General features: G+C 63.4%; 15 protein-coding genes. 7 read left to right on the forward strand and 8 right to left on the reverse strand.

Annotated elements, in window-relative coordinates:
- Positions 1–138: 138 nt before the first annotated feature.
- The 3 genes from NLY43_RS20770 to NLY43_RS20780 form a co-directional block, all read right to left on the reverse strand.
- Positions 139–939, reverse strand: coding sequence for an inositol monophosphatase family protein (locus tag NLY43_RS20770; RefSeq protein WP_023684166.1), 801 nt, complete (start codon positions 937–939; stop codon positions 139–141).
- Between the two features lie 22 nt (positions 940–961).
- Positions 962–1,528 carry an elongation factor P gene (gene efp, locus NLY43_RS20775; protein ID WP_023668757.1) on the reverse strand — a complete coding sequence of 189 codons (567 nt, stop codon included), beginning with the start codon at positions 1,526–1,528 and terminating at the stop codon, positions 962–964.
- A gap of 142 nt (positions 1,529–1,670) precedes the next feature.
- The gene (locus NLY43_RS20780) at positions 1,671–2,534 is read right to left on the reverse strand and encodes a LysR family transcriptional regulator (RefSeq protein ID WP_023711986.1); all 864 of its coding nucleotides are present in this window, start codon (positions 2,532–2,534) and stop codon (positions 1,671–1,673) included.
- A 101-nt stretch (positions 2,535–2,635) separates the two neighbouring features.
- On the opposite strand from NLY43_RS20780, the gene NLY43_RS20785 reads away from it, so the two are divergent.
- The gene (locus NLY43_RS20785; protein ID WP_023711985.1) at positions 2,636–3,652 is read left to right on the forward strand and encodes a zinc-dependent alcohol dehydrogenase family protein; all 1,017 of its coding nucleotides are present in this window, start codon (positions 2,636–2,638) and stop codon (positions 3,650–3,652) included.
- A 9-nt stretch (positions 3,653–3,661) separates the two neighbouring features.
- Here NLY43_RS20785 and NLY43_RS20790 read toward each other — a convergent pair whose 3' ends face one another.
- The 3 genes from NLY43_RS20790 to NLY43_RS20800 all read right to left on the reverse strand — a co-directional run bounded on the left by NLY43_RS20790 (position 3,662) and on the right by NLY43_RS20800 (position 6,480).
- Entirely contained in the window at positions 3,662–4,726 is a 1,065-nt protein-coding gene (locus tag NLY43_RS20790) for a tetratricopeptide repeat protein (protein ID WP_198025522.1), read from the reverse strand.
- 46 nt (positions 4,727–4,772) lie between these two features.
- Entirely contained in the window at positions 4,773–5,420 is a 648-nt protein-coding gene (locus tag NLY43_RS20795; RefSeq protein WP_023711983.1) for a thiamine phosphate synthase, read from the reverse strand.
- Between the two features lie 142 nt (positions 5,421–5,562).
- The gene (locus NLY43_RS20800) at positions 5,563–6,480 is read right to left on the reverse strand and encodes a DMT family transporter (protein ID WP_023711982.1); all 918 of its coding nucleotides are present in this window, start codon (positions 6,478–6,480) and stop codon (positions 5,563–5,565) included.
- Positions 6,481–6,609: 129 nt separating this feature from the next.
- On the opposite strand from NLY43_RS20800, the gene NLY43_RS20805 reads away from it, so the two are divergent.
- On the forward strand, positions 6,610–7,047 hold the full coding sequence (locus NLY43_RS20805) for an Lrp/AsnC family transcriptional regulator (RefSeq protein WP_023668763.1): 438 nt from the start codon (positions 6,610–6,612) through the stop codon (positions 7,045–7,047).
- Here NLY43_RS20805 and NLY43_RS20810 read toward each other — a convergent pair.
- Positions 7,044–7,502, reverse strand: coding sequence for a GNAT family N-acetyltransferase (locus NLY43_RS20810; RefSeq protein WP_023711981.1), 459 nt, complete (start codon positions 7,500–7,502; stop codon positions 7,044–7,046). The genes NLY43_RS20805 and NLY43_RS20810 overlap by 4 nt on opposite strands.
- A 229-nt stretch (positions 7,503–7,731) precedes the next feature.
- On the opposite strand from NLY43_RS20810, the gene NLY43_RS20815 reads away from it, so the two are divergent.
- Positions 7,732–8,502 (forward strand): sulfite exporter TauE/SafE family protein, encoded by a 771-nt coding sequence (locus tag NLY43_RS20815; RefSeq protein ID WP_023668765.1) that lies wholly within the window; start codon positions 7,732–7,734, stop codon positions 8,500–8,502.
- A 7-nt stretch (positions 8,503–8,509) separates the two neighbouring features.
- Here the strand turns inward: NLY43_RS20815 and NLY43_RS20820 are convergent, their stop codons facing one another.
- A complete protein-coding gene (locus NLY43_RS20820) occupies positions 8,510–9,061 on the reverse strand; it encodes a DUF2269 family protein (RefSeq protein ID WP_023711980.1) in 552 nt (183 codons plus the stop codon).
- A gap of 310 nt (positions 9,062–9,371) precedes the next feature.
- Here NLY43_RS20820 and NLY43_RS20825 point away from each other — a divergent pair, with 310 nt between their 5' ends.
- The 4 genes from NLY43_RS20825 (at position 9,372) to ruvA (ending at position 11,873) form a co-directional block, all read left to right on the forward strand.
- Positions 9,372–9,752 carry a hypothetical protein gene (locus tag NLY43_RS20825; RefSeq protein ID WP_023668767.1) on the forward strand — a complete coding sequence of 127 codons (381 nt, stop codon included), beginning with the start codon at positions 9,372–9,374 and terminating at the stop codon, positions 9,750–9,752.
- 385 nt (positions 9,753–10,137) lie between these two features.
- Positions 10,138–10,668, forward strand: coding sequence for a protease adaptor protein RcdA (gene rcdA / locus NLY43_RS20830; RefSeq protein WP_023688956.1), 531 nt, complete (start codon positions 10,138–10,140; stop codon positions 10,666–10,668).
- Positions 10,669–10,735: 67 nt separating this feature from the next.
- The gene (gene ruvC, locus NLY43_RS20835; RefSeq protein ID WP_023688957.1) at positions 10,736–11,242 is read left to right on the forward strand and encodes a crossover junction endodeoxyribonuclease RuvC; all 507 of its coding nucleotides are present in this window, start codon (positions 10,736–10,738) and stop codon (positions 11,240–11,242) included.
- Positions 11,243–11,252: 10 nt separating this feature from the next.
- On the forward strand, positions 11,253–11,873 hold the full coding sequence (ruvA, locus tag NLY43_RS20840) for a Holliday junction branch migration protein RuvA (protein ID WP_023684176.1): 621 nt from the start codon (positions 11,253–11,255) through the stop codon (positions 11,871–11,873).
- Positions 11,874–11,878 lie beyond the last annotated feature (5 nt).

An 11,878-nucleotide genomic window follows, 5' to 3' on the forward strand; every position in this document is an offset into this window, starting at 1 on the left:
GCGAGGATAGTGAAGGTATGCTCGTCATAAAAAATCCTGCGTCACCCTTATCTGGGCGGCCGCCGGGCAGTATTTCAAGCTTTGATTGCGGTTTTGCGACTGCGGCGCTTCAGCACGCCGCGCCGGCATGCCAAGTGATCAGCGCGCCGAAAGCGGCTTCTTCACCGCCTTGAGCAGCGCGCGCTGTATGACCTCGTTGCCGGCGACGAGCGAACCCGCTTCGAGCATATCCTGGCCGCCATCCATGTCGGAGACGAAGCCACCGGCCTCGCGGATCAGCAGCAGGCCGGCGGCAATGTCCCAGGCCGAAAGGCCGGTTTCCCAAAAGCCGTCCATGCGGCCGGCGGCGACATAAGCGAGATCGAGCGCGGCGGAACCCAGGCGGCGCACGCCCGAGACCTCGGCCATCACATTGCGCAACTCGACGAGGAAATTGCCGTGCTGGCCGCGGCCGAGATGCGGCACGCCGCAGCCGATGACGCAGTCGGTGAGCTTGCTGCGGCCGGCAACGCGCAGCCGGCGATCGTTCATGAAGGCGCCGCCGCCGCGCTCGGCGGTGTAGAGCTCATCCATTGCCGGATTGTAGATGACGGCGGCGACCAACTGGCCCTGTCGCTCCAGCGCGATCGAGATGGAAAAGATCGGAATGCCGTGCAGGAAATTGGTGGTGCCGTCGAGCGGGTCGACGATCCAACGGTGCTGGTCGTCGTCCCCTGCGATCATGCCGCGCTCTTCCATCAGGAAGGCATAGCCCGGCCGTGCCTTCGACAGTTCGGCAAACAGAATGTCCTCGGCCTTGCGGTCGGCTTGGCTGACATAGTCGCCCGGTCCCTTCATCGACACCTGCAGGTTCTGCACCTCGCCGAAGTCGCGCGACAGCGAGCGGCCGGCCTTCATGGCGGCCTGGACCATGACATTGAGAAGTGCGGAGCGTGCCATCGTATCTGTTCCTGCCTACGCGTCAGTCTGCGCGGCGCATGTAGGTGAGTTCGTTGGTGTCGACGACGATGCGTTCGCCAGCGCCGATGAATGGCGGCACCAGCACGCGGATGCCGTTTTCCAGCACCGCCGGCTTGTACGAGGACGCGGCCGTCTGGCCCTTCACCACCGGGTCGGCCTCGGTGATGGTCAGCGTCACCTGGTCGGGCAGCGAAATGCCGATCGGCCTGTCCTCATAGAGCTGGACCGTCACCATCATGCCGTCCTGCAGGAAGGCGGCGCGGTCGCCGACGAAATCCTTCGCCAGCTCGAGCTGCTCGTAGCTCTGCGTGTCCATGAACACCAGTGCGTCGTCCTGGGCGTAGAGGAAGGAAAAATCCTTCAGGTCGAGCCGGATCTGCTCGACGGTCTCGGCCGAGCGGAAGCGCTCGTTGAGCTTGGTGCCGTTGATCAGGTTCTTCAGTTCGACCTGGTTATAGGCACCGCCCTTGCCGGGCTTGACGGTGTTGGTCCTGACCGCCACCCAAAGGCCGCCATCGTGCTCGATGACATAGCCGGGACGGATTTCGTTGCCATTGATCTTGGCCATGATGAGATTGATCCGGGATGCTACCAACGGCTTGGCCGTTGGTATGGGGATGGTCGCTGGACAAGCGATTTCGGGCTCCCAAGACCACAAATCGGCAGGAGAGGCAAGGGGATGCCAGATCGCCCGACAAGGGCTGGTAGCCTCAAACCTGGGCCGCAATGACTCTGCCGACAGCCTCGACGATGGCGTCCGCAGCCTCAGTCAGCCGGTTAAGATGAGGCGAACGAAGTGCGGCGACCTGCAAGGAAAGGTCGACATCTTCCGTGTTGACCAGCATGAGGCCGTCGGGAAGTCCGCGCCTTGCAAGACGCAACGGCACTAGCCCAAGGCCGTGCCCCCGACGGACCCATTCCATCTGCAAGGCCGGATCCTGTATCTCCGCCGCGATCTCGAAATAACGCCTTCCGCCGACCAGAACGGACATGAGTTTCTGGCGCGCGTCGCAAGGGGCCGGACTAAGCACCCACGGCATGGGTGTCCGGCCACCGTCTTCCGGATCGGGGACGGTGGACGCAGCTATGACGCCAAGACGTTCAGTGCCAAGCGCTTCCGGGCCTGGCTTATCCGACGATCGCAGAACAATCGTCACATCGAGCTCGCCGCGTTCGAATTTATCGATTAGTTCGGCGCTCCAGCCCGTCTTGAGCCGTAGCGACACTTTCGGGAACGCCGCCGCGGCGTTGGCGATGGCCCCGGCGATGTCGCGGTCCGAGAGGCCATGGGCGAGACCCAGGCGGAACAGTCCTTCCGGCTCGGTCTTTCCGGCGAAGGATTTCAGCGCTTCTACGGAAGCGATGATATCGCGTCCGCGCGCCAGCACTTCCAGCCCCGTCGGCGTCAGTCGCGGCGGCTTTTGCCGGCGGTCGAGCAGCGTCGTGCCAAGCATGTCCTCCAGCCGCTGGATTTGCCGGGTCACAGCCGGCTGCGTCAGCGGCAGGCGCCGGGCGACCTTCTGGATCGAGCCCTCCTCGGCAAACAGGGCGAGCGTGCGCAATTCCTCAAGCATAGCTAGAACTATGTCTCGTAAGCATAATCATTGTAAACATTATGAATTTGAAATCCATCGCCTGTCAAGCAATTTTCCTTTCAAACGAAAGGACGACGACAATGAAGGCAATCGAACTGCAGAAGCCGGGCGGCATCGACAATCTCAAGATGGTCGAACGACCAATGCCGGAGCCCGGCCGTCAGGAGATGATCGTCCGCGTCAAGGCGACGGCGCTCAACTATCGCGATGTCGAGATCGCGCGCGGCAGCTATCACACGACATTCCCCTTGCCGCTGGTGCCGCTTTCCGACGGCGTCGGCGAGGTCGTCGCGCTTGGCCCCGAGGTCAGCCGCTTCAAGGTTGGCGACCGGGTCTGCGGCACGTTCTGGCAGCGATGGGTCGGCGGCAGCTTCGCCATGGCCGAACCTTCCTACCAGCGCGGCGGCCCGATCGACGGTTTGCTGAGCGAATTCGCCCGGCTGGACGAACAGGCGGCTGTCATCGCGCCGGCGCATCTCAGCGACGTAGAGGCGGCGACATTGCCTTGCGCCGCCGTCACTGCCTGGCATGCGTTGTTCACCGAGGGCAAGCTCAAGCCAGGCGAAACCGTGCTCAGCCTCGGCACCGGCGGCGTGTCGCTGTTTGCCGTGCAGTTCGCAAGGGCGGCCGGAGCGCGCGTCATTGTTACGTCGAGCAGCGATGAGAAGCTTGCCTGGGCGAAGGGGCTTGGCGCGCATGATGGCGTCAACTACCGCGACGATCCGGATTGGTCGTCGGCCGTGCTGGCGCTGACCGATGGCCGCGGCGCCGATCACATCATCGAAGTCGGTGGTCCCCAAAGTTTCGCGCAGTCGCTCAAGGCGTCGGCGCGCGGCGCCCAGATCAACGTCATCGGTTATCTCGGCGGCAGCGAAGGGGTGATCAATCCGCTCGACATCTTCCGCCGCCAGGTGAAAGCACGCGGCATACCGGTCGGCTCGCGCGAGTCCTTCGAAGCGATGAACCGGGCGCTCGCCGTCCATCGGCTGCGGCCGGTGATCGACCGGGTCTTCCCCTGGGCAGAGGCAGCACAGGCCCTTCGCCATCTCGAACACGGCTCTCCCTTCGGCAAGGTCGTGCTGGATCATACACAGTGACGTTGCGTGTCAGGGCAGGCGGTTGGCCTTCTGCAAGGCTTGCTTTGTCTGGTCGTCGGTCAGCCCTTGCAGGAAATCGTCCATCTCCGGATCGATAAGGCCGGCGCGCCGGGCGACCACATACCAGGCCCCGGCCAGGATCAGGTCGGGGTCGGTGCCGATGCCGCCCATATAGAGCTTTGCCAACCGGTTCTGGGCAGCGACATTGCCGCCTTCAGCTGCCTGCTTCATCCAGTTGAAGCCGGATTTCAGGTCGCGAACACCGCCCCGGCCCTCGATCATCCAGGCGGCAAGATCGATCTGCGCGGTGTCGTAGTTCTGCCTGGCAGCCTGTGCCAGCAAGCTGCGCGCCTTTGCATCGTCCCGCGTCTTGCCGCCGACGCCATTGGCATAGACCTGCGCCATCGCATACTGGGCGTCGGCAAGCCCTGTCGCCGCGGCACGCTCATAATAGGGCACAGCCCGGGCGATGCCGGCATCGCCCGGATCCTGCTGCACGAGCAATTGCGCGAAGTTGAACTGCGCCAGCCGGTTGCCGGCCTCGGCGGCGGCCTGCATCAGCGCATAGGCTCCCTTCTCGTCCTTCTTGACGTAGCGGCCGTCGAGCAGCATCAGCGCATACTGGAACTGCGATTCAGGAATCCCCTGCTCGGCGGCCTGCGCATACCATTTGGCGGCCTCAGCCGGGTTGAGCGGCACGCCCAGCCCGCGCGACAGAATCTCGGCCACGAGCGTTTGCGCCGCCGGGTCGCCATTCTGAGCCCGCACCAACGCCAGATTGTAGGCCGTCTTGTAAAGGCCGCGCTGGAAAGCGCCATAGGCGGGGTCCGCCGGCTTGGCGCCGAAACGTTCGGGGTTGATCGCGTCGGCCGACGGCAGCGGCGCGGTTGTCGCCGGCTGCGGCAGCGGGGTGTCGATCGGCTTGTCGATATGGACGCCGGAATCCGTGGCACCGGCTTTTGGAGCACCCGCATCGGGAGCGATCGCATCCGGCACGCTGAGGGCGGGCGCGCTGGTGTCCGGCCTCGGCTGCGGCAGCGGAACGGTCTCCGCCGCGATCGCTGCCCCGCTCATCAAGGCCGCAACGAGAACCGCGAGAGGAAGTCCATGTCGGCGCACGTCAGCCCTCGAAGCGCGGCGCGGTTTGGTCGAGCAGCGCATTGGCGGCGGCAATCGCCGCCTTCGGATCGGCGCCTTCGGCAAAGACGGCGCTGGACAGCGCCACGAACTCGGCGCCAGTGGCGGCCACCGCTTCTACCGAATTGATGGCGGAACCGGCCATAACGACGCAAGGGATCTCGATCACGTCCGCCCACCATTGCCCAAGCGACAGGTTGCGCGGGTGCGGCTCGGGCTTGTTGTCGTAGCCGAAGCGGCCGAAGAAGATGTAGTCGGGCCTGGTTTCGCCGAGTTCCAGCGCGTCGTCGCGCGTCTTGGCGCCACCGGCGCCGACCATCATCTTGCCCTGGAAGTGTTCGATGGTCTCAGCGAGCGCGTCCTTGGAAACCTCGACATGAATGCCGTCGGCCTGGACACGGCCGGCAATGCGGGTATCGCCGGCGATGATGACGGCGATGCCGGCCGCTTGCGCGGCCGGTACGATCTGTTCTGCAAAAGCCTGGAAGGCAGCCTCGTCCATGCCGTTTTCAGGCAGGATCAGCGAAGCGATATCACCGCCGTCGAAGGCAGCCGCAATGCGGCGCGCCGGAGCGTCCTTGGGTGCGATCAGCACGATGCGGCAGCGGTTGGGGGGTGTTGCGTCGTTCATGGCTTTCGATCCCGGGTTTCGCCTATGCCGGGCGAAGATGGTTGCATTGCGGCATAGAACAAAGCGCCCGCCTTGAACAGGCGGGCGGGGATCGATGAGATGGCTTTGGTTTACGATAGCCCGCAAGAAGACGGTCTGCCGCTCATTTGACGGCTTGCGGGCTTTCGACCGTTGGTTTGGCTTTCCACAAAGTCCAGCCGAGGTTCATGCCGGCGGCGGCGACCAGGATCGCGGCGGCGCCGACGAGCTGGGCCGGATGCAGCCGGTGGCCGAAAGCCATGACATCGACCAGGATCGCCACGACAGGATAGATGAAGGACAGCGACCCCTGCAGATGCGTCGGCAGTTTCTGGATGGCGGCGTACATCAATATGTACACCAGGCCGGTGTGAACGACGCCAAGCGTGGCCAGCATGGCCCAGCTCCAGGCATCGGCGGGCAAATGCGAGAGGTTGGCGAAGGGCGCCAGCATGACGACGCCGACGCAGACCTGGATCAGCGCGATCAGATGCGGCGGGGTGCCCTTGAGCTTCTTGGCGACGATTGCCGCGACAGCCCAGAAGAAGGCCGCTCCGAGCGCCATGACGATGCCGATGACATAATCTGTGCCGGTTATGCCGGAACCGACACCCGCATCGGGCCCTGTCTGCACGATCAGCAGCATGCCGGCGAAGGCGATGCCGAGCCAGGTCAGCTTGGCCAGGGTCAGCCGCTCGCCGAAGAACAGCGCGCCGAAGCCGACCAGCATGAAGGGCTGCGTGTTGTAGACCGCCGTGGCAATCGAGATCGAGGCGCGGGAGAAGGCGCTGAACAGCAACAGCCAGTTGATGACAATGGCCGCGCCGCCAAGAGCGGCGATGGCAACAATGCGCAGCGTCAGCCTGCCGCGCAGCAACCCGAGTGCCGCGCAGGTGATCAGCAGCGCCACCGCGCCGAAGGCGCAGCGCCAGAACACCACGTCCATGACGGGCTGGCCCGACATGACGACAAACCAGCCGATCGTGCCGACGATCGTCATCGCCGCCGTCATCTCGATCGTGCCGCGTACCGTGCTTTCCATGACAATACCTCTATCCGTTGAGGCCATAATCTCATGCCGTCTTGAGGGTTTATATGCCCTATGAAAGGTGATAAGGGGACAACACCTTATTTAATAAGGCGCGCGCTGCCCTTTTGCGAGGAGATGAAAATGCTGGACGAGTTGGACAGAAAGCTTCTCCACATCCTGATCCTGGATTCGCGGACTTCGTTGAAGGAGCTGGCGCAGCAGGTCGGGCTGTCGTCGCCGAGCGTCTCGGAACGGCTGCGGCGGCTCGAGGAACGCGGCGTCATCCGCGCCTTCACCATCGAGATTGACCCGGAGGCGCTGGGGTTTCCGTTGCAGGCGATCGTGCGGGTGCGGCCACTGCCGGGCAAGCTGCATATCGTGCAGAAGCTGATCGAGGAGATCCCGGAATTCGGCGAATGCGACAAGGTCACCGGCGACGACTGTTTCGTGGCCCGGCTCTACGTGCGCTCCATCGGCGAGCTCGACAAGCTTCTCGACCGCATCGCCGACAAGGCGGAAACCAGCACCGCCATCATCAAGGCGCAGCCGATCCGGCGCCGTCCTCCACCGCTGAACTAAAGCTCCAATTTGTAACCGATGTGGCTGGCCTTGAAGCCGAGCCGGTCATAGAAGCGATGCGCGTCCTGGCGGCTCTTGTTGGTGGTCAGCTGGATAATCTTGCAGCCGCGTTCACGGCACTGTTCGATCGCCCATTCCAGCAGACGCTGTCCCAGCCGTTCGCCGCGGCGGTCTGCGACGACGCGCACAGCCTCGATCTGGCCGCGCAAGGCGCCCTGCAGCGACAGCCCGGCGAGATAGCTGATCTGCAACGTGCCGATGACGCGGCCAATATCCGTCATCACGGCAAGAAACTGGTTGGGGTCGGCGTCGATGGCGGCAAAGGCGTCGCGATAGGCCTTGGCGAGTGGCTCGGTCGCATCCTCGCGGCTGCGGCCAAGCGGATCGTCGGCGAGCATGGCTACGATGGCAGGCAGGTCGGCCGCTTCGGCGCGGCGGATGTGGGGTTCGCTCATTGTCAAAAACCTGGGGTCAAAAACCTGGGGTCAAAACCTGGGGCCAAAACCTGGGGTCAAAACCTGATGCATCGGACGGCGCCCTTATGCATCGGCGGCGATCTTGCCGTAAATCCGGAACCGTCGCTTTACGCACAGTTGATCGACACGGCCGGCATTTTCCCGGTCGCGGCGCAAGGGTTTCTGGGCTATTGCAGGGCAACCGTCTTCCCTCCAGCATTTCCAGTTCATGTCAGGTCTGCTCGCCGATCCGTGGTTTTATGCCGCCGCCATTCCGGCGGTGATACTTGTCGGGCTGTCGAAAGGCGGCTTCGGCGGCGCTGTCGGCTTCGTTGGCGTGCCTTTGATGGCGCTGGCCATGCCGCCGGTGCAGGCGGCGGCCATCCTGCTGCCGATCCTGTGCCTGATGGACATCGTTTCGGTGTGGACGTGGTGGGGCGTCTACGACAGAAAGATGCTGGTCGACATGATGCCGGGCGCGGTGATCGGCATTGGGCTCGGCTGGCTGACGGCAGCGCTCGTAACCGAAGAGATGGTGCGGCTGATCGTCGGCGCTGTCGCGCTGATCTTCGTGCTGCGCTGGCTCTATCTCCAGTTCCGCCACGGTTCCGACCATGCGGCGGCGCCCAACCGCATCGCCGCCGCCTTCTGGGGCACCGTCGCCGGCTTCACAAGCTTCGTCGCCCATGTCGGCGGGCCCCCCTTCCAGGTCTATGCGCTGCCGATCCGGCTCGATCCGAAGGTGCTGTCGGGGACATCGGCGATCTTCTTTGCCGCCACCAACGCGCTGAAGCTGATCCCCTACTTCGCGCTTGGCCAGTTCGACACCGCCAACCTGACGGCGTCGGCCGTGCTGATGCCGCTGGCGCCGCTGGCCACCATCGCCGGCGCCTGGCTGGTGCGGCGCATGCGGCCGGAGATTTTTTATCCCTTCACCTACGCGACCGTGGCCGTGGTCGCGGTCAAGCTGCTTTGGGACGGGATCGCCGGCCTGCTCTAAATCCCGCTCAGGCGGCTGCCGGTTTGGTTCGCGGGGCGCTCGCAAAGGTCAGCGATGCACCACCAACGACCACGACCGCCATGGCGCCGAGAGTGGCGATGTCGTGCGCGGTCGGCTTCAGCACCATGTCGGCGACGACGACGATCATGATGACGAAATCGAACTTGACGATCCGTATCATGCGGCGCCCAAACGATATGGCAGCCGGGGTCATGCCGTCCGCGGCAAGCATTGTGGCAAGCTTTTCGAACGAAGGCTTCAGCACGAGGATACCGGTCAGAAACGCGGCGGCGTAGCCGCAAAGGCCGATGACGACCCAAAGGTCGGAGAAGCCGGTCCATAGCGAAGTCAGCACCAGACCAGAAGCGAGGGTCGCGATAGACGCCGGCACGAACAGACGCAAGCCGAGTTTGTCCGTCGTTCTCAGCATGACCATCAGCGTCTCGTCGTCGCCGTCGCGATCGGCGAGTATCGAAACCAGCAGCATGGCGAAACCGCCGCCGAGCCAGAGGATCGCTGCCATGACATGCAGGAATTTGAAGAGAGAATACCAGTCCATTGCCGCTCCTTGTGCATCGTTCCGGGGGTAAACGCTGCTTTCGCGCGTCTGCTTCCGAAGGAGGGCGGATTATCTCCGTACATGTATCCAGAAGATGCCGCGTGGGTGCCGGCTTGTTGCGGTGGCGCCGTCGCCGGATTTTACCGCCAGCCCGCACAATACCCGGCATTTGCCGGATAGACGCCGTGTCGGCATTGGCTGGTTCGCGGCATGATCCTGAAACCTGCGGGGACTAAGCCGCTCGCGACCGACGCTCCATTTTGGCCGCGCGCGGTCGGACCAAGTCTGCAACAACCAACGAGGGTATCCCATGCAAGGCGTAGCACGAAATTTCTTCACCCTGGCCGTCATCTATTCCCTGTGCGGCATGGCGCTCGGCCTGCATATGGCGATCTCCAATGACCATGGGCAGATGCCGACCCACGCGCACACCATGGTGGCGGGCTGGCTGATGTCGGCGGTGTTTGCTTTCTTCTACCACCTGTTTCCAGCGGTCGGGCAAAAGACGATTGCCGTCGTGCATTTCTGGCTGACAGCAATCTGCGGAATCGCACTGATGATCGGGCTTTACTTTGAACTTGCCGGCCATCCGGAGATCGAGCCGGTGCTGGCTTCCTCCTCGATGGGCTTTTATGCGGCAATGCTGCTGTTCGCCTTCATTTCCTTGCCGGCTGTATGGAAGAAGGCATGAACAAGCTGACGACCAGGCTTCGGGGGCCGTTGTGCTGACACGGCACAGAAGGGCAGCGGTCGAACAAGAAATATCCGCGCGTTAAGGGTTCATTAAGCTTTACAGGTGTTTACTATGTCCATCCAGTGATCTGGATTCTTACCGAGTGGTTGGAGCCACTTCGTTTGACGCCTCCCTGTTAAACTCCTGAGAGCCGCCTTATCCGCGGCTCTTTTTTTGTCTGCTTTTGGTCCGCTTGGCGCCCCTGCGCAGGCGTTAACCGTTTGTTAAACATGTGCTTGCCTTCGCCGGCGGCGAAGCGCATTTTCAAGCTTCAGTCATCTAGGGTGCCGGCGTGACGGCGATGAAGCCGAATCAGCCGACGGGGCAGTGCAGGGGCGTATCGATGAACGAGCCTTCGAAGGGCAGCGCGAAAACCATCAAGCTGGCGGAACGCCGGGTTTTCTCCCAATCCTTCAAACCGCTCTACCAGGAAGGCATGGGCCTGGTTGAGCAAGCAGCGGAATATCTCGACGGCAAGGGCCGGGCCGAGGCCAAGAAGCTGTCCAGACTGGCGGCGACGCTCTATGCGGCCGAATCGATGCGGCTGACCACAAGGCTGATGCAGGTCGCCTCCTGGCTGCTTTTGCAGCGGGCGGCAAATTCCGGCGAGATGACCCGCGACCAGGTCGCCTCGGAAAAATCCAAGGTGCGTCTCGACACCGCCTCGGCGCATGACGAAGCGGTCGGCTGGGGCGAACTGCCGAAGGATTTCCTCGACCTCGTCACCCGCTCGCTGCGCCTGCAGGCGCTGGTGCGCCGCATGGACGAAGAGATCTATGGCGGCGCGTTTGCCGAGACGCCGGTAACAGGCCGCCGCGCCAATCCGGTTTCCGACCAGATCACGCTGCTGAATACGGCTTTCGCTCGAGGTTAAACGCTTCCCGTTTCCGGTTTGTTCACATTTCCCTGACATCGCTGTGCGCCGGAGGTAGACTTCGCGCATGAGGGAAGCGATTCGCATTATCGGTATCGATCCGGGGCTGAGGCGCACCGGATGGGGCATCGTCGAGAGCCTCGGCAACTCGCTGCGCTTTATCAGCTCCGGCACTGTACGCTCCGACGACAAGGCGGCGCTGGCGACACGGCTCTGCCAATTGCATGACGGGCTGGCCGAGATCCTGCATGCGGCCATGCCGCAGGAAGCGGCCGTCGAGCAAACCTTCGTCAACAAGGATGCGGTGGCGACACTGAAGCTCGGCCAGGCGCGCGGCATAGCCATGCTGGTGCCGGCGCTCGCCGGCCTTGTCGTCGCCGAATATGCCCCCAATGCCGTCAAAAAGGCGGTGATCGGCGTTGGCCATGGCGACAAGAAGCAAATCCACATGATGGTCAAGGTGCTGTTGCCGAAAGCCGTTTTCGACACCGAACATGCCGCCGACGCGCTAGCTATCGCCATCTGCCACGCGCATCACCGGCAAAGCGTCGCCTACAGGATGGCGCTGGCATGAGGGATCACGCATGATCGGCAAATTGAAAGGCACGCTGGACGAGATCGACGAGGATTTCTGCCTCGTCGATGTGCACGGCGTCGGCTATGTCGCCTATTGCTCGGCGCGCACGCTGGCCGCGCTGCCTTCGCCCGGCGAGGCGGTGGTGCTGTTCATCGAGACCTATGTGCGCGAGGACATGATCCGGCTCTACGGTTTCCAATCGGTGCTTGAGCGCGAATGGTTCCGGCTGTTGATGAGCAATGTGCAAGGCGTCGGCGCCAAGGTGGCGCTGGCCATCCTGTCGACGCTGGCGCCGGCCGACCTCGCCAATGCGATCGCGCTGCGCGACATCGCCATGGTCAGCCGCGCGCCCGGCGTCGGCAAGAAGGTGGCCGAGCGCATCGTCACCGAATTGAAGAACAAGGCGCCGGCCTATGCCGGAACCGCCTCCGGCGCCATCGGCCTTAAGCAGGAACTCGGGGAAGGCGTGGCGCCGGCGCCGATCACCGACGCCGTCTCGGCGCTGGTCAATCTCGGCTATTCGCGCGACACCGCAGCCAATGCTGTCGCGGCGGCGCTGAAGACGGCCGGCGAGGACGCCGATGCCTCGAAGCTCATTCGTTTCGGGCTGAAGGAACTGGCGCGGTGAGTGAT

It is taken from the genome of Mesorhizobium sp. C416B, from assembly GCF_030323165.1.
GTDB lineage: Bacteria > Pseudomonadota > Alphaproteobacteria > Rhizobiales > Rhizobiaceae > Mesorhizobium.

Coding starts and splice junctions, on each gene's coding strand:
- NLY43_RS20780 (WP_023711986.1), bottom strand. CDS start 2,534: ATGCTTGAGGAATTGCGCACGCTCGCCCTGTTTGCCGAGGAGGGCTCG.
- NLY43_RS20820 (WP_023711980.1), bottom strand. CDS start 9,061: ATGGACTGGTATTCTCTCTTCAAATTCCTGCATGTCATGGCAGCGATC.
- NLY43_RS20815 (WP_023668765.1), top strand. CDS start 7,732: ATGTCAGGTCTGCTCGCCGATCCGTGGTTTTATGCCGCCGCCATTCCG.
- NLY43_RS20825 (WP_023668767.1), top strand. CDS start 9,372: ATGCAAGGCGTAGCACGAAATTTCTTCACCCTGGCCGTCATCTATTCC.
- NLY43_RS20810 (WP_023711981.1), bottom strand. CDS start 7,502: ATGAGCGAACCCCACATCCGCCGCGCCGAAGCGGCCGACCTGCCTGCC.
- rcdA (WP_023688956.1), top strand. CDS start 10,138: ATGAACGAGCCTTCGAAGGGCAGCGCGAAAACCATCAAGCTGGCGGAA.
- NLY43_RS20785 (WP_023711985.1), top strand. CDS start 2,636: ATGAAGGCAATCGAACTGCAGAAGCCGGGCGGCATCGACAATCTCAAG.
- efp (WP_023668757.1), bottom strand. CDS start 1,528: ATGGCCAAGATCAATGGCAACGAAATCCGTCCCGGCTATGTCATCGAG.
- NLY43_RS20770 (WP_023684166.1), bottom strand. CDS start 939: ATGGCACGCTCCGCACTTCTCAATGTCATGGTCCAGGCCGCCATGAAG.
- ruvA (WP_023684176.1), top strand. CDS start 11,253: ATGATCGGCAAATTGAAAGGCACGCTGGACGAGATCGACGAGGATTTC.
- NLY43_RS20800 (WP_023711982.1), bottom strand. CDS start 6,480: ATGGAAAGCACGGTACGCGGCACGATCGAGATGACGGCGGCGATGACG.
- ruvC (WP_023688957.1), top strand. CDS start 10,736: ATGAGGGAAGCGATTCGCATTATCGGTATCGATCCGGGGCTGAGGCGC.
- NLY43_RS20805 (WP_023668763.1), top strand. CDS start 6,610: ATGCTGGACGAGTTGGACAGAAAGCTTCTCCACATCCTGATCCTGGAT.
- NLY43_RS20790 (WP_198025522.1), bottom strand. CDS start 4,726: ATGAGCGGGGCAGCGATCGCGGCGGAGACCGTTCCGCTGCCGCAGCCG.
- NLY43_RS20795 (WP_023711983.1), bottom strand. CDS start 5,420: ATGAACGACGCAACACCCCCCAACCGCTGCCGCATCGTGCTGATCGCA.